General features: G+C 62.3%; 20 protein-coding genes. 12 read left to right on the top strand and 8 right to left on the bottom strand.

Going from position 1 to position 23,836, the window contains the following annotated elements; all coding sequences use genetic code 11:
- Nucleotides 1-327: 327 nt before the first annotated feature.
- From hpnE to G473_RS27805, 3 genes are all read right to left on the bottom strand, one after another.
- Nucleotides 328-1,608 (bottom strand): hydroxysqualene dehydroxylase HpnE, encoded by a 1,281-nt coding sequence (gene hpnE, locus G473_RS0118915; RefSeq protein ID WP_029014391.1) that lies wholly within the window; start codon nucleotides 1,606-1,608, stop codon nucleotides 328-330.
- Nucleotides 1,605-3,353: a squalene/phytoene synthase family protein gene (locus tag G473_RS30675; protein ID WP_161631012.1), complete on the bottom strand. Its 1,749-nt coding sequence runs from the start codon at nucleotides 3,351-3,353 to the stop codon at nucleotides 1,605-1,607. Before G473_RS30675 ends, hpnE begins: the two co-directional genes overlap by 4 nt.
- 155 nt (nucleotides 3,354-3,508) lie before the next feature.
- A complete protein-coding gene (locus G473_RS27805) occupies nucleotides 3,509-4,135 on the bottom strand; it encodes a superoxide dismutase (RefSeq protein WP_035707744.1) in 627 nt (208 codons plus the stop codon).
- Nucleotides 4,136-4,340: 205 nt separating this feature from the next.
- Between G473_RS27805 and G473_RS0118895 the strand changes: the two genes are divergently transcribed.
- Complete coding sequence (locus G473_RS0118895) at nucleotides 4,341-5,186, top strand: phytoene/squalene synthase family protein (RefSeq protein ID WP_029014390.1); 846 nt, start codon at nucleotides 4,341-4,343, stop codon at nucleotides 5,184-5,186.
- A gap of 21 nt (nucleotides 5,187-5,207) precedes the next feature.
- Here G473_RS0118895 and G473_RS0118890 read toward each other — a convergent pair whose 3' ends face one another.
- Genes G473_RS0118890 through G473_RS0118880 form a run of 3 tightly spaced genes read right to left on the bottom strand, consistent with a single transcriptional unit; the run spans nucleotide 5,208 to nucleotide 7,659 of the window.
- Nucleotides 5,208-5,951 carry a nucleotidyltransferase domain-containing protein gene (locus G473_RS0118890; RefSeq protein ID WP_029014389.1) on the bottom strand — a complete coding sequence of 248 codons (744 nt, stop codon included), beginning with the start codon at nucleotides 5,949-5,951 and terminating at the stop codon, nucleotides 5,208-5,210.
- Complete coding sequence (locus G473_RS0118885; RefSeq protein WP_029014388.1) at nucleotides 5,948-6,451, bottom strand: CinA family protein; 504 nt, start codon at nucleotides 6,449-6,451, stop codon at nucleotides 5,948-5,950. The genes G473_RS0118890 and G473_RS0118885 overlap by 4 nt, the downstream gene beginning before the upstream one ends.
- Before the next feature lie 32 nt (nucleotides 6,452-6,483).
- Nucleotides 6,484-7,659, bottom strand: coding sequence for a bifunctional 2-C-methyl-D-erythritol 4-phosphate cytidylyltransferase/2-C-methyl-D-erythritol 2,4-cyclodiphosphate synthase (locus tag G473_RS0118880; protein ID WP_029014387.1), 1,176 nt, complete (start codon nucleotides 7,657-7,659; stop codon nucleotides 6,484-6,486).
- 284 nt (nucleotides 7,660-7,943) lie between these two features.
- On the opposite strand from G473_RS0118880, the gene dusB reads away from it, so the two are divergent.
- The 6 genes from dusB to trkA all read left to right on the top strand — a co-directional run bounded on the left by dusB (nucleotide 7,944) and on the right by trkA (nucleotide 16,889).
- Nucleotides 7,944-8,960 (top strand): tRNA dihydrouridine synthase DusB, encoded by a 1,017-nt coding sequence (gene dusB, locus G473_RS0118875; protein WP_029014386.1) that lies wholly within the window; start codon nucleotides 7,944-7,946, stop codon nucleotides 8,958-8,960.
- Nucleotides 8,960-10,081: a two-component system sensor histidine kinase NtrB gene (locus G473_RS0118870; RefSeq protein WP_029014385.1), complete on the top strand. Its 1,122-nt coding sequence runs from the start codon at nucleotides 8,960-8,962 to the stop codon at nucleotides 10,079-10,081. Before dusB ends, G473_RS0118870 begins: the two co-directional genes overlap by 1 nt.
- 3 nt (nucleotides 10,082-10,084) lie before the next feature.
- A complete protein-coding gene (gene ntrC / locus G473_RS0118865) occupies nucleotides 10,085-11,533 on the top strand; it encodes a nitrogen regulation protein NR(I) (RefSeq protein WP_029014384.1) in 1,449 nt (482 codons plus the stop codon).
- Nucleotides 11,534-11,769: 236 nt separating this feature from the next.
- Nucleotides 11,770-14,073: a sensor histidine kinase NtrY-like gene (locus G473_RS27800; protein ID WP_245580130.1), complete on the top strand. Its 2,304-nt coding sequence runs from the start codon at nucleotides 11,770-11,772 to the stop codon at nucleotides 14,071-14,073.
- Between the two features lie 28 nt (nucleotides 14,074-14,101).
- Nucleotides 14,102-15,505: a nitrogen assimilation response regulator NtrX gene (ntrX, locus tag G473_RS0118855; RefSeq protein ID WP_029014383.1), complete on the top strand. Its 1,404-nt coding sequence runs from the start codon at nucleotides 14,102-14,104 to the stop codon at nucleotides 15,503-15,505.
- 7 nt (nucleotides 15,506-15,512) lie between these two features.
- On the top strand, nucleotides 15,513-16,889 hold the full coding sequence (gene trkA, locus G473_RS0118850; protein ID WP_029014382.1) for a Trk system potassium transporter TrkA: 1,377 nt from the start codon (nucleotides 15,513-15,515) through the stop codon (nucleotides 16,887-16,889).
- A 9-nt stretch (nucleotides 16,890-16,898) separates the two neighbouring features.
- On the opposite strand, the gene G473_RS29540 is transcribed toward trkA, so the two are convergent.
- Entirely contained in the window at nucleotides 16,899-18,509 is a 1,611-nt protein-coding gene (locus G473_RS29540) for a tetratricopeptide repeat protein (protein WP_161631011.1), read from the bottom strand.
- Between the two features lie 357 nt (nucleotides 18,510-18,866).
- On the opposite strand from G473_RS29540, the gene G473_RS0118840 reads away from it, so the two are divergent.
- The 5 genes from G473_RS0118840 to G473_RS0118820 all read left to right on the top strand — a co-directional run bounded on the left by G473_RS0118840 (nucleotide 18,867) and on the right by G473_RS0118820 (nucleotide 22,996).
- Complete coding sequence (locus G473_RS0118840; protein ID WP_029014381.1) at nucleotides 18,867-19,742, top strand: D-amino-acid transaminase; 876 nt, start codon at nucleotides 18,867-18,869, stop codon at nucleotides 19,740-19,742.
- Nucleotides 19,743-19,753: 11 nt separating this feature from the next.
- A complete protein-coding gene (locus G473_RS0118835) occupies nucleotides 19,754-20,479 on the top strand; it encodes an HAD family hydrolase (protein ID WP_154667463.1) in 726 nt (241 codons plus the stop codon).
- An 84-nt stretch (nucleotides 20,480-20,563) separates the two neighbouring features.
- Entirely contained in the window at nucleotides 20,564-20,815 is a 252-nt protein-coding gene (gene hfq / locus G473_RS0118830) for an RNA chaperone Hfq (RefSeq protein ID WP_029014379.1), read from the top strand.
- The gene (gene hflX / locus G473_RS27790; protein ID WP_051330435.1) at nucleotides 20,802-22,181 is read left to right on the top strand and encodes a GTPase HflX; all 1,380 of its coding nucleotides are present in this window, start codon (nucleotides 20,802-20,804) and stop codon (nucleotides 22,179-22,181) included. The genes hfq and hflX overlap by 14 nt, the downstream gene beginning before the upstream one ends.
- Nucleotides 22,169-22,996: an inositol monophosphatase family protein gene (locus tag G473_RS0118820; RefSeq protein ID WP_029014378.1), complete on the top strand. Its 828-nt coding sequence runs from the start codon at nucleotides 22,169-22,171 to the stop codon at nucleotides 22,994-22,996. The genes hflX and G473_RS0118820 overlap by 13 nt, the downstream gene beginning before the upstream one ends.
- A 45-nt stretch (nucleotides 22,997-23,041) precedes the next feature.
- On the opposite strand, the gene G473_RS0118815 is transcribed toward G473_RS0118820, so the two are convergent.
- Entirely contained in the window at nucleotides 23,042-23,824 is a 783-nt protein-coding gene (locus G473_RS0118815; RefSeq protein WP_035707741.1) for an SDR family NAD(P)-dependent oxidoreductase, read from the bottom strand.
- Nucleotides 23,825-23,836 lie beyond the last annotated feature (12 nt).

Raw genomic sequence — 23,836 nt, 5'->3', positions numbered from 1 at the left:
CACTCTCATTGTTGTCGAACACCTTGTGCCGCTTGCTATCCCCAGCCAGCAGCACCGCATCAAATTTGAGCTTGGCAATGTCGATACCCAGGAAACCCGCCATCGTCCCCTCCGCCAGTCAATAGATGCGCCGCGTCCGACGACCATCCTTGTGCATCCAGGCTCACCGGCAAAGGGGCCTCTGATACCGTACAGTCTCTACGCGGCAAAACGGCGGGGGCCTGATCTTAATCTCGAACTCAAAGGAAAAAGGGAGATACAAGCTCACCCGCCGATGGCCAAACCATCGCACGGAGTGGCCGCAGCAGACATACAAGGGAGGTTGGTTTAAGCCAGGGCTGCCAGGGCGGCGACATGACCGGACTGCACCGCCCCTTCTATGGTCGCGGGCAAACCGGTTTGCGTCCAGTCCCCCGCCAGCCAGAGATTTTCCAATCCCTGCACCTTCGCGGCGGGCCGGCGGCTTTCCATGGAAGGGGTGGCGGCAAAGGTGGCCCGGCGTTCCTTGATGACGCGGCAAGGTGGGCAGGTTTGCCCGGATCGGCCCAGATGCGGCGCCAGTTCGGCCCAGATGCGGGCCGATATTGTTTCCGCCGTCTCCTCCATCCAGGCATCAGCCGCGCTGATGGTAACGGACAAGACATCCCCGCGCAGGAACAGCCATTCCGCCAATCCTCCCACCAGCCCCACTAAGGGCAATCCCCCTGGCAGGCTGGACGGCACGGGGGCAGGCAGGCGGAAATGCAGGTTCAGGATGGCCCGGCTTTCCAGCGGTGCCGCAAGGTTGGGAAGGAGCGATACAGCCGCATCGGGGGGCACAGCCAGGACCACCCGATCCGCTGCACCGAGGGGCCGCGCGCCATCGGCAAAGCCCAGCGCCACCACCCGCCCATCCGCAATCTCCAGGTGGCGCAAACGGTGATTAAACCGCACCTCTGCGTCCCGGCTGGTGAGATGGGACAGGGCCGGTGTCACCAAGGCCGCGGAAAGCCCCCCTTCACCGGCAATATAGGGGCGGCAGGCTTCGGCCCCGCGCAGCAATGTGCGCTTGAAAACGGACCAGAGCAGCCGGGCCGATGCTTCTGCCGGATCGGTGTTGAGGATGGAAACGGCCAGCGGGTGCCACAAAGCGCGCCCCGCCGGGCTTTTCATATCCAGCACATCGCCAACCCGGTCCGCAGCACTGGCGAAGGCCAGCCGCAAGGGGGCCAGCATATCCAAAAGTCCCAGATCGGGCGGGCGGCGTTTCCTGTCCAGCAGCCAGAGGGGCAGGGCGCCCATGCCCGGGCTGACCTGCCAGTGCCGCCCATCCGCCACATCCAGGAAGGGCAGGCGAACGGGATCAATCCGGATCAATCCCTGCCGACCGCCAATCCGGTCCAGATAGGCAAACGCATGGAGGTTGGCCCCCAGCATCAGGTGGTTGCCATTGTCGATCAGCCGATCCAGCAGCGGATCAGTGAAGGAGCGGCAGCGCCCGCCGGCCTGTCCCGCGGCCTCATACAGCGTGACGGCAGCCCCTTGTTCCGCCAGAAGGCTGGCACAGGAAAGCCCAGCCAGACCCGCGCCGACAATATGGTAGTGGGGATGAGTGTTCGGTACGGTCAAGGGCGGGGAACGCGCCCCAGCAGGCTGCCCAGTGCCACCCGTATCTTCTCCAGCTTGCTGAGCTTGGGCCGCTGGTCCAGCAGCCCCGGTGCCCAGCCTCGCCGGCAGAGACGCAGCAGGATGCGGTAATAAAGCCGCATCATGGCGAGCGCCGGCCAAAGCGGCCTTGTATCCCCCGTCAGCAACCGCCCCGCCTCATGAAAGCGGCTTTCCGCACGGGCGGCGAGCGCCGTGCAGGCCTGATGGAATTGCGGATGGGAGAGGATGCCCACCGGGTCGGTTCTGGCCAAAGCCGGGTCAATGCCTGCCTGTCGGATCAGGTCGGCGGGCATATAGCAGCGTCCCTCTCGCGCATCCTCTCCCAGATCGCGCAGGATGTTGGTCAATTGCAGCGAATCTCCCAGGGCCAGTGCGAACGCATCGGCACCCGGATCGCTGCGGCCAAACACGCGCACGGACAGCAAACCCACGGCCCCGGCCACCCGGCGGCAATAAAGGATCAGTTCCTCCGGCTCCGGCGCGCAGACGGGACCGTCAACATCCATCATCATGCCATCGATCACGGCATGAAATTCGGCCTGTGGCAGATCGAACCGGTCAATCGCATCGGCCAGATCGCGCAAGGGGCCGCGCCGCTCCACCTCCGCCGTGGCGGGGCTATACAACGCATCGACACGGCGGCGCCAGTCGGCCAGCCCCACACGCTTGGCTTCTGGTGTGGCGGTGCCATCGGCAATATCGTCCACGGCGCGGCAAAAGCCGTAAATCGCGAACATGGCACGCCGCCGTTCTGCCGCCAGCAGCCGCAGGGGCCAGTAAAAGGTTGAACCTTCCTCCACCGGCTGCGCCAGACTGGGGGGCTGGCCCCGGCGCGGACGCTGCGCGATGCCGCGGCCAACACCGGACAGGACGGCCCCCAGCCGCGCCCATAGCCCGACCTCCACCCGGTCAGCCAGCGGGTCGCGGCGACGCAGGCGGCGCGACAAAGCCATGGCAAGACGGATGATGATCGCCGCTTCCAGCCGCAGGCCGGTATTGCCGACCTGCCCCGGCAACAAAGCCGCCTTGGCCAGCAACTCATCCACCCGGTCGAGCGAGCGGTTGATCACGGTGCGCACGGCGGGCGTGGCTGCCTTCTCGACCAGTTGTTCCACAGTGCCGCCCGCATCCTCAAACCAGGCGAGCGGCAGATAGCAGCGGCCCAGTTCCACCCAATCCTCCCGGCAATCCTGGATATGATTCAGGATCTGCAAAGCGGTGCACAGCGCATCGGCGGCCGGTGCCGCCACCATGCTTTCGCCATGCAATTCCAGCAGGAAGCGACCGACCGGATTGGCAGAGTAACGGCAATAGAGCAGCAGGTCAGCCCATTGCCGGCAATGGCTGCCCTGGGCATCGCGGCGAAAAGCCTGCAGCATCTGGCGCGCATGCAGGCCGGAAACACCGGTGGCCGTCAGGCTGGCCTTCAGTTGCAGGGCGGGTGCCAGCCAGGCGCGGTTACCCACGCCGCTGACCAGCGCGCGTTCCAGCGCATCAAGCTGGGCGATCTTCATGTCCGGTTCGACATGGGGATCATCGGCAATATCATCGGCCAGACGGACGAATCCATAGAAGGCCAGCACATGGGGCCGGTAGCGCGCCGGGATCAGGCGCGAGGCAACAGGGAAATTCTCCTCCGACGCGGCTTTGCGCGCCGTGGGTTCCCCCGGCTGGGCAGGATTCTGTACCGTGCGGAAATCGGCCATGGGATAGCCCCGGACAACGATGGCGAAGCAGTTTGCCAGATTGCCGGCTTTGGGAGAAGCACGCTTCGCTATGATCACACGTCTGGATAAACAAAACCCCGGCCGGTCGCCCGGCCGGGGTTGCGCCCCAAGCATGATGCTCGGTGGTTGGGCGATCAGATGACCGCACCGCCCTTGATGCGGGCCAGACGCTCGTTCACGGCGTCCCAGTTCACCACATTCCACCAGGCAGCCAGATAGTCGGCGCGGCGGTTCTGGTACTTCAGGTAATAGGCGTGCTCCCACACGTCGTTACCGAACAGTACCGGGGTGCCGTTGAACAGCGGGGTGTCCTGGTTCGGCTGGGCGACGAGGGACAGCTTGCCGGCGGTATCGGCGGTGACGAACACCCAGCCGGAGCCGAACTGCTTCGTGCCGGCTTCGTTGAACTTCTTCTTGAAGTCCTCAAAGTTGCCGAAATCGCGGGCGATGGCGGCGCCCACTTCACCGGTCGGCTCACCGCCGCCATTCGGGCCCATGATGGACCAGAACATGGAATGGTTGGCATGGCCGCCACCATTGTTGCGCACGGCGGTGCGGATGCTTTCCGGCAGCTCGCCCAGGCGCTTCAGCAGGTCTTCCAGCGACAGACCCTGCAGCTGGCCATGGTCGGCCAGGGCATTGTTCAGGTTGGTGATATAGGTCTGGTGGTGCTTGCCATGGTGCAAGCCCATGGTCGTCGCATCGATGTGCGGCTCCAGCGCTGCGGTGTCGTATTTGAGTTCCGGCAGGGTGAACGCCATGGTGATGGCTCCTGTGGCTGATTGTTATACCGACCCAATCGTTGGGGCGGCCTGACACGGCCTTGAGAGATACGACCGCGATGTCACATGGTCAACCCGCTGTGGCAGTAAAGGTTTCACATCGGATAGCGCCCTAGGCACCAGCGCATTGAACGCCTATAAGGCGGGAAACCCCATCTGGACGACGCGAAAGACCTTATACGCCATGGCGGAACCGACCCTCGGATATTGCGCGGACGCCGTGCGCCGGCACGATCATGACCGTTATCTGACGGCCCTTTTCGCGCCCGCCCCGCTGCGGGACGATCTGTTCGCCCTCTATGCCTTCAACATCGAGGTGGCGAAAACCCGCGAGGTGGTGAGTGAGCCGATGCTGGGCCAGATTCGCCTGCAATGGTGGCGGGAGAGCATAGAGGGTGCCTATGCGGGGACCCCGCGCCGGCATGAGGTGGTGGAGCCCCTGACGGCCGCCATCACCCGGCACCGCCTGGACCGCGCCCTGTTCGAGCGTCTGATCGACGGGCGCGAGGCCGATATGGATGATGAGGCGCCGGCCGATCTGGAATGTCTGGTGAATTACGCCCAGGTCACCGGCGCGCCGGTGACCCAACTGGCCGCATCGATCACGGGCGCGACCGATGCGGCCAGCCAGGAAGCCGCCCGGCTGGTCGGTACCGGCTGGGCCCTGACCGGCATCATCCGCGCCGTCCCGTTCCTGGCGCGCGGCCATCGCAGCCGGCTGCCGGCCAACCTGATGGCCCAGCAGGGCGTGACGGAGCAGGCCCTTTATGATCTGAAACCGGAACCGGGCATCACGAAGGTGGTGGAAGCCGTGGCGGATGCCGCCGCTGATCACCTGCGCCGTGCCCGGTCCCTGCGTCGGGATGTCGCCAAGGCCGCCTTGCCAGCCTTGTTGCCGGCAAGGCTTGCCGACCATTATCTGGGCCGAATCGCCAAGGCCGGGCATGACCCGATGAACCGCGACCTGCTGCGCCCGCTGGTGTCACGGCAATTAGGGCTGGCCTGGAGCGCTACACTGGGACGGTACTGACCGGCCCGCCGGGCTGGGGGATCAATCCCCCAGGCGCCAATCTTCCGGCGCCGGTCGCCGGTCCCCGGCCATGAAGCGGCCGCCATAGGGGGCCAGGCACAGATCAACCAGGGCCAGCACTTCTGACGGGTCCTGACTGGCGAACAGTTCCCCGAACGCATGCTCAAAAGCTGCCGCCAGCATCGGTTCCAGGCGCATCAGCGCCTTGGCCAGCCCCTTGCCACTGCCTGTCCAACCGCCATTGGCGCGGACGGTAAAGTCCGCCAGATCAATATAGAGCCGGGCACCGATGGCAAGCTGTTCAGCCGGGCTGCGCGGCTGGGCCAGATCGGCTGCCAGATCGGAGATGGCATAGCGGCGCGACCGCATCTCCTCTTCCGGCAGATCGGGCGGGCCGCCATCCAGGATGGTCTGGGCCTGTCGCTTCAATTCCTCGATCAATCCGGGATCGCCGGCGATGGGCAGGCCATTGGCCACCATGCGGGCCAGCGACGGCTTGCCGACCCGGCGATCCGCCTCCCAGAAATAGGCCAGCGTGTCGGGATCGTGCAGGAACAGTTCCACCGTGATGCCCAGCCGCTCATGCGTTTCCCGCACGGCGCAGGGCAGGTGGTTATAGACCAGCACGGCATCAATATCCGATCCAGGGCCTGCATTGCCCTTGGCAACGGACCCGGCCAGGAAGGCGGCAATCACGTCGGGCTGTTCGGTCCATTCCCGCAGGATGGTGTCAGCAATCTCGATCGTCGGGGTGATGCCGGTCATGCTGCTGCATTCCCGTTGCCAGCGGCAAGCGCAAGGGTCAGCGCCCGTTCCACCGTCGCCAGACGGATATCGGTACGGTCGCCGGCCAAGACATGGCGTTCCACCAGCACCGCCCCGCCGCGCCGGGCACAAGCGATATAGACCAGCCCCACCGGTTTTTCCGCCGATCCGCCGCCCGGACCGGCAATCCCGGTGACGGCCAGGGCCACATCTGCCCGGCTATGGGCGATGGCGCCCAGCGCCATCGCTTCTGCCACGGGATGGCTGACGGCGCCATGCTGGTCGATCAGGTCAGCCGGCACGCCCAGCATCTGGGCCTTGGCCTCGTTCGTGTAGGTGACAAAGCCACGATCGACGATGGCCGACGAACCGGCCACCGCCGTCAGGCAGCCGGCAATCAGCCCGCCGGTACAGCTTTCCGCAGTGGCGATCCACAGCCCCCTTGTGGCATAGGCCTGCCGGATCATCTCGGCCAGATCAGTCAGATGCTGCGGGAACATCGGTAATCCTCCCGTCGGGGGTGGCGGCTGGGTCAGTCGAGGGTCAGCGGCAGGCGGATGGTGGCCGCTGCCTGGGCCGCAATGCCTTCCCGCCGGCCAGTGAAGCCAAGCCCTTCCGTCGTCGTTGCCTTCACGCTGACGCGGGCCGGATCAATGGCCAGGATTTCGGCGATGCGGGCGGCCATGGCCTCACGGTGCGGGCCGACCTTGGGCCGCTCACAGATCAGGGTGACATCGACATGGGCGATGACCCCGCCCTTTTCCGCTACCAGATCGGCGGCATGGCGCAGGAATTTGGAACTGTCCGCCCCCTTCCATCGTGGGTCGCTGGGGGGGAAATGCTGGCCGATATCGCCGGCGCAGATGGCGCCCAGGATGGCATCGGTCAGGGCATGCAGGCCGACATCGGCATCGGAATGGCCTTCCAGCCCCTGATCATGCGGCACGTTCAGGCCACACAGCCAGACATGATCGCCATCCGTGAACTTATGGACATCGAAACCGGTCCCGGTGCGCACATCGCCCAGGCTTGCGAGATAAAGCCGCTCAGCGCGGGCCAGATCGTCCTTGGTGGTCACTTTCAGATTATCCGGATTGCTGGGGACCAGGGTAACGGCAAGCCCGGCCTGTTCGGCCACGGCGGCATCGTCCGTCAGGTTCATGCCGGCAGCGCGGCGATGGGCGATAAGGATATCCGCAAACCGGAAGCCCTGCGGGGTCAGCGCCCGCCACAGGCCGGTGCGGTCCAGGGTGCCGGCACTGCTGACTGTGGCGCCTGTATCGCTGCCTCGCTTCAGCGTATCGGCCAGCGGTGTGGCGGCAATGGCACCCGGCGCATGGTCCAAAGCAGCGATAACATCGCGGATCGCCTTGCCATCCACCAGCGGGCGGGCGGCATCATGGATCAGCACCAGATCGGGCGCATGCCCGGCCAGGGCTTCCAGCCCGTTCAGCACACTGTCCTGACGGGTCGGGCCGCCAATGATGGGCGGCGGCAGGTCCAGCCCGGCCACGGCCTGTTCGTAAAGATCCTGGAAAGCCGGGTCGATGACGACACGGATGGAGGTGATCTCCGGCTGGCGCAGGAAAGACTCCACCGTCCGGCGCAGCACCGGCTTTCCGGCCAGGGGCAGATATTGCTTGGGCATATCAGCCCCGAAACGGACACCGCGTCCGGCGGCGACGATCAGGGCAACACAACTCGGCATCGTATGACCATGGCAGGGGAATGATGCGGGGAACCTAGCGCGCTTCCCGCCCCACGCCAACTTTTGCCGGCACCGGTCTGGTTTGCCTCAAAGAAGAGGCCAAAAGGGAAGGGGTTGGCCGCATTGCGGCATCACCGGCATGCGGTGCGAAATATTGCAATTTTCATGCGATATGATAGGTTCTCGCCTAATTTTGATGCACTTAGGGAAATTGCCCATTTATTGGGCAGTTTTGCGCCTCTATCGGGCCGTTGCATCAAACGGGTGCAAAGGTATTCGGTAATATGGTCAAGCGTCTCAACCCCATTCAGATCGGCCCGGTCCGGATCGACGATCCGGTGATTCTGGCCCCCCTTTCCGGCGTGACCGACATGCCCTATCGCCGTCTGGTCAAGCGGACAGGGGCCGGGCTTGTCGTGTCAGAGATGATTGCCAGCCAGGCGATGATCCGCGCCACGCGGGAAAGCATGCTGAAGACGGAATGGAGCCTGGATGAGGCACCCATCTCCATGCAGCTTGCCGGGTGCGAGCCCGATGTGATGGCCGAGGCGGCCAAGCTGAATGAGGATCGCGGCGCCCATATCATCGATATCAATTTCGGCTGCCCGGTGAAGAAGGTCGTGAACGGCTATGCCGGTTCCGCCCTGATGAAGGATGAGCCGCTGGCCGGCAAGATCATGGAAGCGACCGTGAAGGCCGTTTCCGTGCCGGTGACGATGAAGATGCGCAAAGGCTGGGATGCCAATAACCTGAACGCACCGCGCATGGCGAAAATCGCGGAAGAGTGCGGCATCCAGATGCTGACCGTGCATGGCCGCACCCGCTGCCAGATGTATAACGGCACCGCCGATTGGAAATTCATCCGCGAGGTGAAGGAAGCGGTGAAGATCCCCGTCATCGCCAATGGCGATATTAACAGCTTCGAAGATGCCGTGCGTTGCCTGGAGGAATCGGGTGCCGACGGCATCATGATCGGCCGCGGCACCTATGGCCGCCCCTGGTTCATCGCCCAGGTGATGCATTATCTGCGCACCGGCGAGAAGCTGCCGGAGCCGGCATTGGCCGATCAGATGCGCATCGTTCTGGACCATTACGACGCCATCCTGGCTCATTACGGCATTGCCGCCGGGCTGAAGATCGCGCGCAAGCATGTCGCCTGGTATTCAAAGGGCCTGCCCGGTTCCGCCGATTACCGCAACGCCATCATGACAACGGAGGATCCGGAGACGATGAAACAGCATATCGTTGGTTTCTACCGGGCCACCATGGATCGCGGCATCACCGAACGGGTGGCCGCCTGATGCCGCGCAGCCCGGTCTATCCCCGCCGCACTGGTGGCGATATTGATCCGACGGCAATCCTGGCAGCCCTTCCCGATCCGGTCATGGTGCTGGATGGGGAAGGGTTGATCCGCTTCATCAATCTGGAAGCCCAGGAATTTTTTGATGTCAGTGCGGCCCGCATCCTGGGCACCAAACTGACGGAACTGATCCCCGCTGACAGCCCCGTCATGGCATTGCTGGATCAGGCGCGGGTGACCCATTCCACCGTCTGTGAATATGGGGTGACGGTGGAAACCGCGCGGATCGGGCCCCATTCCGTCACCCTTCAGGCCGCCCCCCTGGGTGACCCGCCCGATCAGGTGGTGTTGAGCATTCATGAACGCTCCATCGCCCGGCGGATTGACAAGCAATTGAACCATCGCGGGGCCGCCCGCTCGGTCGTTGCCATGGCAGCGATGCTGGCGCATGAGGTGAAAAACCCCCTGTCCGGCATCCGGGGTGCGGCGCAATTGCTGGAAGAAAATGCCAATGAGGATGATCAGATCCTGACCCGCCTGATCTGCGATGAGGCCGACCGCATCGTCGCCTTGGTGGACCGGATGGAAGTGTTTACTGATGGCCGCCCGCTGGAGCGCCACGCGGTGAATATCCATGCCGTGCTGGAACATGTGCGCCGCATCGCCCAGACCGGCTTTGCCCGCAATATCCGCTTTATCGAAAAATATGACCCGTCGCTTCCGCCCGTTCTGGGCAATCGCGACCAGTTGGTGCAGGTTTTCCTGAACCTTGTGAAGAACGCGGCTGAAGCCTGCCCCGACCAGGGCGGGGAGATTGTGCTGTCCACCGCCTATCAGCATGGCGTGCGCCTTGCCGTGGCCGGTTCTGACAGCCGCATGCATCTGCCCCTGCTGGTCAGTGTGGCGGATAACGGCCCCGGCATCCCGGATGATATCCGCGCCAACCTGTTCGATCCCTTCGTCACGACGAAGATGAATGGAACCGGCCTGGGTCTTGCATTGGTCGCCAAGATCATCGGTGACCATGGCGGGGTGATCGACTTTGAAAGCATGCCGAAGCGCACGATCTTCAAGGTTTCCCTTCCTGTCACCGATACAGAACGTCACGGAGAGGGTGCCTAAAAAATGGGCGCAACCATTCTCGTTGCGGATGATGACCGGGCTATCCGCACGGTGCTTACCCAGGCACTGACCCGCTTGGGCCATGATGTAAGGACTACAGGCAACGCCGCCACCTTATGGCGGTGGGTGCAGGAAGGAGAGGGCGATCTCGTCATCACCGATGTGGTGATGCCAGATGAGAACGGGCTGGATCTGGTTCCCCGGATCAAGAAGCTGCGCCCCGAACTGCGCATCATTGTGATGAGCGCGCAGAACACGCTGCTGACCGCGGTGAAGGCGGCAGAGCGCGGGGCGTTTGATTATCTGCCCAAGCCCTTCGACCTGAAGGACCTGATGGCGATTGTCCAGAAGGCCCTGTCGGCGCCGGTACCGTCCAGCCAGCCGGCCCCGCCGCCACCGGCGGAGGAAGAGGAAGAAAATCTTCCCCTGATTGGCCGGTCCCCTGCGATGCAGGAGATTTATCGCGTCCTGGCCCGCCTGATGGGTACCGACCTGACCGTGATGATCACGGGCGAGAGCGGCACCGGTAAGGAACTGGTGGCCCGTGCCCTGCATGATTACGGCAAGCGGCGCGGCGGGCCGTTCGTCGCCATCAACATGGCCGCGATCCCGCGGGAATTGATCGAGTCTGAACTGTTCGGGCATGAAAAGGGAGCCTTCACCGGCGCCACCATGCGATCCACCGGCCGGTTTGAGCAGGCGCAGGGCGGCACCCTGTTCCTGGACGAAATCGGCGACATGCCGCTGGAGGCCCAGACCCGTCTGCTGCGCGTGCTGCAGGAGGGCGAATATACCACCGTTGGCGGCCGTACCCCGATCAAGACCGATGTCCGCATCGTGGCTGCTACCCACCGCGACCTGCGGACCCTGATCCGCCAGGGCCTGTTTCGCGAAGATCTGTTCTATCGCCTGAATGTGGTGCCCATCCGCCTGCCGCCCCTGCGGGAACGGACGGAGGATGTGCCGGCCTTGGTGCGCCATTTCCTGAACCAGGCCGCCCAGCAGGGATTGCCGCACAAAAGCGTCGATAATGCTGCCATGGACCGGCTGAAGCGTTATCGCTGGCCGGGCAATGTGCGTGAGCTGGAAAATATGGTGCAGCGTCTGGCGGCACTCTATTCCCAGGAAGTGATCAGCCTGGATGTCATTGACACTGAACTGGCGGAAACCAGCCCCACGGCGGCACCGACCCAGGAACCGGTGAATGAAGGGCTGAGTGCGGCGGTGGAGCGCCACCTGCGGGAATATTTCGCCGCTCATAAGGATGGCATTCCAGCCGCTGGTCTTTACGACCGCATCCTGCGGGAGGTAGAGCGTCCGCTTCTGTCGCTGTCACTGACGGCGACCCGGGGCAACCAGATCAAGGCCGCCCATATGCTGGGCCTGAACCGCAACACCTTGCGCAAGAAGATTCGCGACCTGGATATCCAGGTCGTGCGGGGCCTGAAATAACAGGGGGCGGCTCCCGTCGGATGCCGCCCTTTTTCCCCTTTGCTTCTGTTGCAGCTTTATCACGTTGCCCTGTGGCGCAGGGTGTAGCTTTCTGGTAACAGTTCTGTTGGCGGTCGGGATCGAACCCTGCCGCCGGCCGAACCGGGCCTTCACTCCTTCAAGCCACAAGGTAGCGGATTGCTTCACCCGATCCTGGTCATGATCGTCCATGTGCCAGCCCTTCAAGGGGCCCGGGTATGAGTGTGACGACACCCGGTTCCAGTGACGTGCCAACCTCCCGGATGACGCATCTCTGGCGCCAACTGGTGGGCTGGTCGCAGGGCAGGCATTTGTCAGCATTCCTGGCGGTGCTGCTGACCCTGGCCGCCATTGCCGCCGGCGCCGCCACCTATGCCGCACTGACAGAAGCGCTGCCCGTCGGGTCGGACCAGAACACGGTCACCCTGCTGCTGACGCTGGATGGTGTGCTGCTGCTGCTGCTGGGTGCGGTGGTTGCCCGGCGCATTGTGGCGCTGTGGGTTGAGCGGCGGCGCGGCATGGCGGGCTCGCGGCTGCATATGCGCCTGATCGCCGTCTTCTCGCTTCTGGCGGTGCTGCCGGCTATCATCATGGCCATCTTCTCGGCCCTGTTCTTCTATGTCGGCCTGCAAAGCTGGTTCAGCGACCGGGTGCGGCTGGTGGTGAACGAGTCCCTGGCCGTTGCCGAAGGTTATCTGAAGGAACATCAGCAGACGCTGTCTCGCGATGCGGAGGTGATGCGCAACGATCTGGCCCGCCTGCCGCCTTCACTCTATTGGGACCCGCCACGTTTCCGTCAATTCTTCCAGATGCAGGCCCTGCAGCGGTCGGTGACCGAAGCAGTGATCTTTGATGGCACGGGCCGGGTGGATGCCGTGTTCGGCCTGGGTTTCGCGTTCGATTTCACAACGGTTGACACCAACGACCTGGAACGCGCCCGCAAGGGTGAGGTAGTGCTGATCGTCAGCGAAAGCGGCAACCGGGTGAATGCGATCATCCAGCTTGATGCCGATTTTGACCGGTTCCTGTTCGTTGGCCGTCCGGTGGAAAGCCGGGTGCTGGAGCATATGGACACGACGCAGAGCGCGGTCCAGGAATACCGGCAGATGGAAGGCCAGCGCTTTGGCCTGCAGGCGCGCATGACAGTGATCTTTGTCGGCATCGCTGTGCTGCTGCTGCTGTCCGCCATCTGGATGGGATTGAATTTCGCGACATATCTGGTGGCCCCCATCGGGGCGCTGATCGCTGCCGCCGACCGTATCCGGGCTGGTGACTTGACCGCGCGTGTGCCGGACAGCGCGGTGGAGCCGGTGGACGAACTGGCATCGCTCTCCCGTGCCTTCAACCGCATGACCAGCCAGTTGGAAAGCCAGCGAACCGAACTGGTCGAGGCCAACCGTCAGTTGGACTTGCGCCGCCGCTTCACCGAGGCCGTGCTGACTGGCGTATCCGCCGGTGTGCTGGGCCTGGACCATCAAGGGCGCATCAACCTGCCTAACCTGTCGGCGGCAGAGTTGCTGGGCGTGGGTGATCCTGCCTCCCTGATCGGCCGTGACCTGCTGGAAGTGGCGCCGGAAATGGCCGAACTGATGGCCAACATCCGTCGCCGTGCCGGGCGTCAGGTGGAAAGCCAGGTTCAGTTGCGTCGTGCCGGCCAGCATCGCACCCTGCTGGTACGGGTGGCGGCAGAAATTGTCGGGGGCGAGATCAAGGGCTTTGTGGTTACGTTCGACGATGTGTCGGAATTGCTGTCCGCCCAGCGCAAGGCCGCCTGGGCCGATGTGGCCCGCCGTATCGCGCATGAGATCAAGAACCCGCTGACGCCCATCCAGCTTTCAGCCGAACGCCTGCGCCGGAAATATCTGAAGGAGATTACCAGCGATCCGGAGACGTTCCGCGCCATGACCGACACGATCGTCCGGCATGTCGATGATATTGGCCGGATGGTGGATGAATTCTCCGCGTTCGCCCGCATGCCACAGCCGGTGATGAAGCCGACCGCGATGCAGGATCTTTGCCGGCAGGCGGTGGTGCTGCAGGCATCAGCCTATCCGGCAATCAAATTTGATACTGATTTGCCGTCCGATCCGCTGCTGGTCACCTGTGACAGCCGGCAGATCGGCCAAGCATTGACCAACCTGCTGAAGAATGCCGGCGAGGCAATCGAAGGCAGGTTGGAGGACACGCCCGCCGGTGCCGAAAAGGTGCCGGGGCATATTACCGCCCGTATCAAGGTCGAGGATGACCATGTGCGGCTGACGGTGGAGGATAATGGCAAAGGTCTGCCGACCACGGAGGAACGTGACCGGCTGACCGAACCCTATGTCACCACCCGGGCCAAAGGCACCGGCCTGGGGTTGGCAATTGTGAAGAAGATCATGGAAGACCACGGTGGCGCGCTGCTGCTGGAGGATCGGCCGGGCGGTGGCGCCCGGGTGACCCTGCTGTTGCCGCGCACCATCCAGCCCAGCACGGCATCGGCCGCGCCGGGTGCCGGTCCCAATGATCCAGTGACCCGATGACCGCCTTGTTGCGGAAGGATTGATTGAGATGGCGCACGATATTCTCATCGTCGATGACGAGGCCGATATCCGCATGCTGATCGCCGGCATCCTTGACGATGAAGGCATGAAGACGCGGGAGGCGGCGGACGCCGATCAGGCACTGGCCGCTGTGGCGGCGCGGCGGCCCAGTCTGGTCATTCTGGATATCTGGCTTCAGGGCAGCCGGCTGGACGGATTGCAGATCCTTGCGGAATTGAAGCGCGACCATCCCGACGTGCCGGTGGTGATGATATCCGGTCACGGCAATATCGAGACGGCGGTGTCGGCCATCAAATCCGGCGCTTATGACTTCATTGAAAAGCCCTTCAAGGCCGACCGGCTGCTGCTGCTGGTGGAACGCGCCATTGAGGCGGCAAGGCTGCGCCGGGAAAATCGGGAGTTGCGCCTGCGCACCGGCGTGGATGTGGACCTGATCGGCCGGTCCCTGCAGGTCAACCAGTTGCGCCATTCGGTGGAAAAGGTGGCCCCTACGGGCAGCCGCGTGCTGATTTCCGGCCCGCCGGGCAGCGGCAAGGAAGTGGTCGCCCGCATGCTGCACACCCGGTCCCGCCGGGCGGAAGGGCCGTTCGTGGCGCTGAACTGCGCCACCATGCGGCCTGACCGGCTGGAGGTGGAGCTTTTCGGCACTGAACATGCCGTGGAAGGGGGCGGCCGCAAGGTCGGCACGTTCGAGCAGGCCCATGGCGGCACGCTGTACCTGGATGAAGTGGCCGATATGCCCCTGGAAACCCAGGGCAAGATTGTCCGCGTGCTGCAGGAGCAGACATTTGAGCGGGTGGGCGGCACCTCCCGGGTGGAAGTGGATGTTCGTGTCATTGCCAGCACCAACCGCGACCTGACGGCGGAGATTGAGCAGGGCCGCTTCCGTCAGGATCTGTTCTACCGCCTGTCGGTCGTGCCGCTGAAAATGCCGGCTTTGCGGGAACGGCGGGAGGATATCCCCCTGCTGGCACGCCATTTCATGCAGCGCACAGCGGAATCCGCCGGCCTGCCGTTACGCGTCTTCGGCGAAGATGCAATGGCGGCCCTTCAGGCCTATGAGTGGCCGGGTAATGTCCGCCAACTCCGCAATACGGTGGAATGGCTGCTGATCATGGTGGCCGGTGATCCGGCCGAGCCGATCCGTGCCGATATGCTGCCGCCGGAAATCGGCGCCATCACCCCCACCGTGCTGAAATGGGAGAAGGGCGGGGAGATTATGGGCCTGCCCCTGCGTGAAGCGCGGGAAGTGTTCGAGCGGGAATATCTGCTGGCCCAGGTCACCCGTTTCGGCGGCAATATCTCCCGCACCGCCAGCTTTGTCGGCATGGAACGGTCGGCGTTGCATCGCAAGCTGAAATCCCTGGGCGTCCATGGCACCGACAAGGGTGCCAAGCTGACCATGGAGTGACAGGGCCATGAAGGTCATCGTCTGCGGCGCCGGTCAGGTTGGCTCCAACATCGCCCGATATCTGGCGTCGGAAGGCAACCACGTCACCGTCATCGACCAGTCGCCGGAGCTGATCCAAAAGATCAGCGACACGCTGGAAGTACAGGCAATGGTTGGCTTTGCCTCCCATCCGAATGTGCTGGAAGCGGCGGGTGCGGCCGATGCCGACATGCTGATTGCGGTGACGCTGGCTGACGAAGTGAACATGGTTGCCTGTCAGGTGGCCAACAGCCTGTTCAATGTGCCGACCAAGATCGCCCGCGTTCGCCACCAATCCTATCTACAGCCGATCTGGGCCGACCTGTTCTCCCGCGAGCATATGCCAATCGACGTGATCATCTCGCCGGAGATCGAGGTGGCGCGGGCAGTTTCCCGCCGCTTGCAGGTGCCTGGCGCCTTCGACATGATCCCGCTGGCGGATGGGTTGGTGCGGGTGATCGGCGTTGTCTGCTCCCAGAATTGCCCGATCATCAACACGCCTCTGCGCCAGCTCACCGGCCTGTTCCCTGATCTCTCCATCGAAGTAGTCGCCATCATTCGTGGCGACCAGCAGTTCATTCCCAGCGGCAATGATCAGATGCTGGCGGGTGATGAGGTTTATTTCGTTGCCGATACAAAGCATGTCCAGCGTGCCATGGCCGCTTTCGGGCATGAGGAACGGGAGGCCCGCCGGGTTATCATCGTTGGCGGTGGTAATATCGGCCTGTGTCTGGCGGAAGAGATTGAAGCCCAGCATCCCGGCGTCTCGGCCCGGATCATCGAAATCGACCGCCGTCGTGCCACCCAGGTGGCACAGAAGTTGAAGCGCACCATGGTGCTGCATGGGGACGGCCTGGACCCGGCGATCCTGGAGGAAGCCAATGTCAGCGCCTCGGAAACCGTGGTCGCCGTCTCCAACAATGACGAGGGCAATATCCTCTCCAGTCTGCTGGCCAAGCGCCATGGCTGTCAGCGCGCCATCACCCTGATCAACAAGACGACATATCAGCCACTGGTCCAGCCGCTGGGCATCGATGCCGTGGTCAGCCCTCGCTCCATCACCGTCTCATCCATCCTGCAGCATGTGCGGCGGGGCCGCATCAAGTCGGTACATTCCCTACGCGAGAATTTTGCCGAGGTGATCGAGGCAGAGGCGTTGGAAACCTCTACCCTGATCAACATGCCGCTGAAGGATATCCGCATGCCTGACGGTATCATCGTCGGGGCCATCGTGCGCGGGCAGGAAGTGATCATTCCCCGGCCCTCCACCGTCATCAAGCCCAATGACCGGGTGATCATCCTGGCAGAGGTAGGGCAGGTGAAGAAGGTAGAGAAGATGTTCGCCGTGCGACTTGAATTTTTCTGACCGGGCTGGTCACAAGCTGGTCAACAGCCGCAATTTACGTTCAACCTGATCAATAACGGGCGCCCAATCACCTGATTGGCGTTGGCGGAACAGGGTCATTGTTGGATACCAGGGGCTGGAATTCCTCTCACGCAGCCAGCGCCAGTCATTGGGCCAGCCTAGCAGTGCCCAGGTCGGTCGCTTGCACGCTCCCGCCAGATGCAGAACGGAAGTATCGACGCTGATAACCAGATCCAGATGGGTCAGCGCCGCCGCCGTATCTGCGAAATCATCCAGAAGAGGGCCAAGGTCGGTAACGCCGGGGCGGTCTGACAGCATGTCGGCTGTCGCAGGTACCATATGTTTTTGTAATAGAAACCATGAAACCTTCGGCACCGACAGCAGCGGTTCCAGCGCGGCGGCGGGGATAGACCTGTTCATATCGTTATAGTGCTGGGGGTTGCCCCGCCAGACCAGGCCGACACGCAACGTGCCTCGCGCTGCCGTAATACGCTTTCCCCAATCATGGCGTAGATCAGGCGATGGATGTAGATAAGGAACCAGATTAGGGATGCTGGTAAGCTGGGTTTCGAAGAGACCGGGCAGGCTGAGAAGAGGGACATGGGTCGTGAAGGGCGGCAACCCTGCACCGCCCGGAAAATCCGAGGCCCGCTCCACAATCCGGATATCCTGGGTTGCAAAGCTGTTTTTCAGCAACCGGACGAGGCTCGCCTGTGCCTCAACCACGACTTCTCCCTGGAATGCCTGCTTGGCCAGTGGAATATATCGCGCCATCTGCAAGGCATCACCGATCCCTTGCTCCGTGTGAATCAAAAGGCGGCCTTTGGGGTCGCACGCACCATCCCATTGTCCGACGGCAAAGCGGCGTTTCGCTGCAGCCATACCGCCATGGCCCTGCCAGCGCGCTTCAAACAATCGCCATCCTTCCTCATACCGGCCGTCGGAAAGAAGACAAATAGATAGATTCCAAGCAGCCTTTGCTGAGCTCGGGTCGATCGTCAGCGCCCGCTCAAGATCCATAATCGCTGCTGTGTCCTTACCCATGGCGTGGTAGATCAGGCCGCGTTGAAGCAAGGCAACAAACATATCACGATCACTTAAAAGTGCTTGATCGTAACATGAGAGCGCTTCTGCTAAATTTCCCGTATTTTCGTGAAGACGTCCAAGGTTAAAGAAACCAGTAGCATTGGGAAGGTGTTGTATAGCCTGTTGCAAAGCAATGCGCGCTTCATCAAATCTGCCAGCAGACGTCAAACAAATACCAAGGTTGCTGTATAAGTCAGCTCTATCCGGCGCTGACATGATCGCGCGATTGAAAAAGGCTATAGCCCCGTTCCAATCCCGCTTAGACTGTATAACCAAGCCCATGCCATTGAGCCCTGCCACATCTTCCGGGTCCATCTCCAACAGACGACAGAACAGTTCACCCGCCTGCTCATACTCACCCTTTTCGATATAAAGGGCAGCTAGGTTATTCAATGTCAGCCGTAATGCCAGGGCATCCGGCTCCTCCATATTCAGGACCTGAGCATATAGGCTGGCTGCATGATCCAAATCTCCGGACTGATGTGCCCGCAGACCAATATTATATATTGATTTTGATTTTCTATTGTTTTTCATTTTATTATTCATTAATTATATTAATACTGAAATTTTCATGAAAACAATTCAATCTATAATCAAAGATCATGTCTCAAATCTCTCAATTAGATCAATCAACCGCACACGCGGAAAGATGTCCCACCTTCATGCCATGACGGGAAGAAAATGTGAATATATCTAATATTGGTATATTGTGAACACTGTTGAGAGTAAGTACCATTTCATCTTTTGATTGATTTTTTTATAAAATCTCTACTTTTTAGTTTTTGCGTTGCCTCATTTGAGGAAATGCCACGAATATAATTCCGCCCCTTGACCACACGGGGCAGGACGCGCGACATCTGGCCCATATTTAATCACTGGAACCCGCTTGCCATGCCCCGAATCGCCTATGTCAATGGCCGCTACGTCCCACACGTTGCGGCGAGCGTGCATATTGAGGATCGTGGCTTCCAATTTGCCGATGGCGTCTATGAGGTGGTGACGGTTATTGCCGGCACGCTGATGGATGAGGAAGGGCATCTGGCCCGGCTGACCCGCTCCCTGAAGGAACTCTCCATTCCCTGGCCGGTGAAGCCGCGAACCCTGCGTATGATCATGCGTGAAGTGGTGCGCCGGAACCGGTCGGCCAATGCGTTGCTCTACATCCAGATCACGCGGGGGCCGGCGCCCCGCGATTTCAAGTTCCCGGCAGAGCCGACGCCCACCCTGGTCATCACCTGCCGCCGCACCAGCTTTCAGCCGGCTTCCGCGCTGGAAAAGGGCGTGGCGGTCATTACCCTGCCGGATATACGCTGGCAGCGACGCGACATTAAATCCATCTCCCTGTTGCCCCAGGCCCTGGGCAAGCAGCAGGCGGTGCAGGCTGGTGCCTTTGAAGGCTGGCAGGTCGATCCAGATGGCTTTGTCACGGAGGGCTGTTCGTCCAATGCGTGGATCGTGACCAAACAGGGCATGCTGGTGACCCGTCCGGCTAGCCATGCCATCCTGAATGGCATTACCCGGCAAACCATTCTGGCCTGCGCCACACAAGAGGGCATCGCGTTCGAGGAACGGGCCTTTACTGTGGCCGAGGCGCTGGATGCCGCCGAAGCCCTGATGACCAGTGCCGGCACCATCGCCCTGCCGGTGACCCGGATTGACGGTCAGCCCATTGGCGATGGCCGGCCTGGCCCCCTGGCAAAACGCGTGCGCGAGATGTATCTCGCCCATGGTGGTGTGGCTGATCCTGTGCGGGCAGGTGGCGTATGAAAGACGCACCCATGCCCATGCCGACCCTGGCGGATATGCCCCTGCCACCTTTCGACCGGTTACCCAAGGCGATCCTGTTCGATTGGGACAATACGCTGATCACCAACTGGCGCTGCATCCATGCGTCCATCAACGCCGCGCTGGCTGCGTTTGGCCTGCCGCAATGGACGCTGGAGGAAAGCTATGGTCGCGTGCGGCGCAGCCTGCGTGACAGTTTTCCGGAAATTTTCGGGCAAGACTGGGAGAAGGCCCGCGACATTTTCTACGCCCATTTCAAGGCCCATCATCTGGATTACATGGATGTGCTGCCGGGGGCGGAGGCGATGCTGCGCGATCTGGCGGGCCGCGGCATCCGGCTGGGTGTCGTCAGCAACAAGAATGGCAGTTTCCTGCGCGCAGAGGCCGAAGCCCTTGGTTGGACGGGCCTGTTCGATGCCCTGATCGGCGCTACCGATGCCAGCGCGGACAAGCCTGACCCGGCCCCGGTCGCCCTGGCCCTGGCACCGTCCGCCATCCCAGCCGGCCCCGATGTCTGGTTTATTGGGGATGCCGATGTGGATATGGAGATCGCGCATCGGACCGGCTGTGTGCCTATCCTGGTCGGCGCCACACCGCATGTGGGGGAGGGGCTGGACCGTTTTCCCCCGGCGATTTGGCTGGACGGATGTGCTGCGATTTCATCCTTGGTTCAGCGTATTGGTGATACCATATCCTGTGACACCGGGACGGAGGGCTGAGAAGCTGCTCCGGGCGTCGGTGGTAACCCTGGGTAGGCCATTCATGACCGCCCCAATAAACCGAGCATAAGCGAGGCTGCTCCAATGTCTGAAAAATCCCAAAATGTTCAGGACGTCTTCCTCAACCATGTCCGCAAGAGCAAGACCCCGGTGACCGTATTCCTGGTCAATGGTGTCAAGCTGCAGGGCATCATCACCTGGTTCGACAATTTCTCGGTGCTGCTGCGCCGTGACGCGCATTCGCAGCTTGTTTACAAGCATGCCATTTCGACCGTGATGCCGGCGCATCCGATCCAACTGTTCGACCCGCCGGCGAAGGAGAATGACCACGACTGAGTTGGGTAACCTCGAAGCGCGCGGGTCTTCCACCCGCGCCTTCGTCCTGCATCCGGTCCTGCCCGAGGACCGGAACGATGCGCGTGAGCCGGACTCCCGGCTTGAAGAGGCTGTCGGCTTGGCCGCAGCCATTGATCTGGATGTGGCGGTTGCCCGCATCTTCCGCGTCATGCGCCCGCGCCCGGCCACGCTGCTGGGTACCGGTGTGGTGGAAGAGGTGAGGGCGGCGCTGGAGGCCGAGGAGATCGGCCTTGTCATCGTCGATCACGCGCTCACCCCCATCCAGCAGCGCAACCTGGAACGCGACCTGAAGGCCAAGGTGATCGATCGTACCGGTCTGATCCTGGAAATCTTCGGTAAGCGTGCCCGCACGCGTGAAGGCCAGCTTCAGGTGGAACTGGCGGCGCTGACCTATCAGCGATCCCGCCTCGTCCGGTCCTGGACCCACCTGGAACGCCAGCGCGGCGGCTTCGGCTTCCTGGGCGGCCCTGGTGAAAGCCAGATCGAAATGGACCGCCGCCTGATCAGCGACCGGATCGTGAAGCTGAAGACTGAGCTGGAAGAGGTGCGCCGCACCCGTGGCCTGCATCGTAAGGCCCGGGAAAAGGTGCCCTATCCGGTGGTGGCGCTGGTTGGCTATACCAATGCCGGCAAAAGCACCCTGTTCAACCGTATGGCCGGGGCGGATGTTTTCGCCAAGGATCTGCTGTTCGCCACGCTGGACCCGACCATGCGGTCGATCACCCTGCCATCGAACCGCAAGATCATCCTGTCCGATACGGTGGGCTTCATCTCCGACCTGCCGCATGGGCTGGTCGAGGCATTCCGCGCCACGCTGGAAGAGGTGATGGCCGCCGACATCATCCTGCATGTCCGTGACGTGTCCCATCCCGATACGGAAGCGCAGAAGGCCGATGTGGAATCGGTGCTGCGCGATCTGGGGATTGATCCGGAGACGGATGACCGGGTGATGGAGGTGTTGAACAAGCTCGACCAGTTGGAAGGGGAGGATCGCGATACCCTTCTTCGTCTGGCCCGGCGCACCGGTGGCATTGCCATTTCCGCCCTGACCGGTGACGGGCTCGACACTTTGTTCGATGCCATTGACCGGCGCATGGTGGCTGGGCGGGAAGTGGTCACCTTTGATCTTCCCCATACCGACGGCGCTGCCATTGCCTGGCTCTATGGCAAGGGTGAGGTGCTGGAGCGGGAGGATGATGAGGACCATGTCCACCTGCGGGTAGGACTGGAGCCAGCAGATCTTGCCCGTTTTGAGGATCGGTTCCCGTACAAGGCCAAGCCCGGTCCGGGACAGGTGACGGCCCGCCCCCGTGCAGAAACGGCGAGACAGCCATGGCATCCCTGAATCAGCGGGCGCGTGTCGATATGGATTCCGTCGCTGCTATCCTGCGGGATGTTGCAGCGACGGAAATCATGCCCCGCTTCCGCAACCTCCTCGCCAGTGATATCCGGGAAAAGAACCCCGGTGACCTAGTGACGGTTGCCGATGAGGCCGCCGAGAAGGCTTTGACGGCCCGGTTGCGGGATGTGCTGCCCGGTTCCATCGTGATTGGGGAGGAGGCATGTGCCGCCGACCCCGATCTGGTCCACCGGCTGGCCACGGCGCCGGAACCGGCCTGGATCATTGATCCGGTGGATGGCACGCATAATTTTGCCCACGGCAAACCGGTCTTCGGCCTGCTGCTGGCCCTATCCCACGGCGGCCAGGCCACGGCCGGTTGGATTTATGATCCGGTGGGCGAACGGATGGCGATGGTGGAAGCGGGCGAGGGGGCCTGGATGGGTAGCCAGCGGCTGAAAGCCAAACCGGCCGCCGCCATTGCGGAGATGCAGGGATCGCTCTCCACCAAGTTTTTTTCTGCGGAAGAACGCAAGCGGCTGGATGGATTGCGCGGGTCTTTTGCCGGCACCTACCGGCTTTTCTGCGCCGCGCATGATTATCTCAACCTCATCACCGGTGTCGGGCAATTCGCCATGTATAACCGGATCATGCCCTGGGACCATGCCGCCGGCGCCCTGGCCTATAGGGAAGCGGGCGGCCATGTCGCCAAGTTCGACGGCTCCCCTTATCGTGCCGCCGATGTGGAAGGCGGCTTGCTGATGGCAGCGGATGCCGAAAGCTGGGCCGAGTTGCGGGATTTCATTTTCCCCAATGCCTGAAAGCTGAAAGGGGCGGGCCATCAAACCCGCCCCTTCCTATACTGGTCAGACCTGCGGTGTGCGATGCACGGCCAACCCGCCGGGCCCCTGGGTGGTGGGCATGATTTCCAGCCGGTTCACATTGAAGTGCGGCGGCAAGGTTGCAGCCCAATAGACTGATTCAGCGACATCTTCAGCCGTCAAGGGAACCGTATCGGCGTAAACCTTGGCCGCGCGCTCGGCATCGCCCTTGAAACGCACGAGGCTGAAGCCGGTTTGCACCATGCCGGGTTCCAGCGAGGTCACCCGCACGCCAGTCCCGATCAGGTCTGCCCGTAAGGAGAGGCTGAACTGGGTGACGAAAGCCTTTGAAGCGCAATAGACATGGCCGCCCGGATAGGGATAGCTGCCAGCGACAGAACTGAGATTGATGATATGGCCGCGACCGCGCGCGACCATGCCGGGCAGCACCAGCCCGGTCACGATGGCCAGCGCCTTATCATTGGTGTCGATCATCACCTCCCAATCATCCAGATTGGCCTTGAAGGCAGGGTCGGCACCCAGCGCCAGACCGGCATTATTGACCAGCAAATCGATCTCGGCGAATTCAGCCGGCAGGGTTGCCAAAGCTTCTTCCACCGCCTTGCGGTCGCGAACATCCAGCGTCAGCACATGGACCGGCACCGACAGCGTGTCCAGCAGCGGCTTCAACTTGGCCAGATCGCGGGCCGTCAGGATCAGTTTGGAGCCGATGGCGGCGAAACGGCGGGCAAAGGCGGCGCCGAATTCGCCACTGGCACCGGTGATCAGAATGGTACGCGGGGTGTAAGCGGGGGCAGGGTTGGTCATCACGTGGTTCCT

The sequence above is a fragment of the Niveispirillum irakense DSM 11586 genome, assembly GCF_000429645.1.
Taxonomy (GTDB): domain Bacteria; phylum Pseudomonadota; class Alphaproteobacteria; order Azospirillales; family Azospirillaceae; genus Niveispirillum; species Niveispirillum irakense.
Note: the sequence above shows the minus strand (reverse complement) of the source record. Positions and strands in the feature narration are given on the sequence as shown.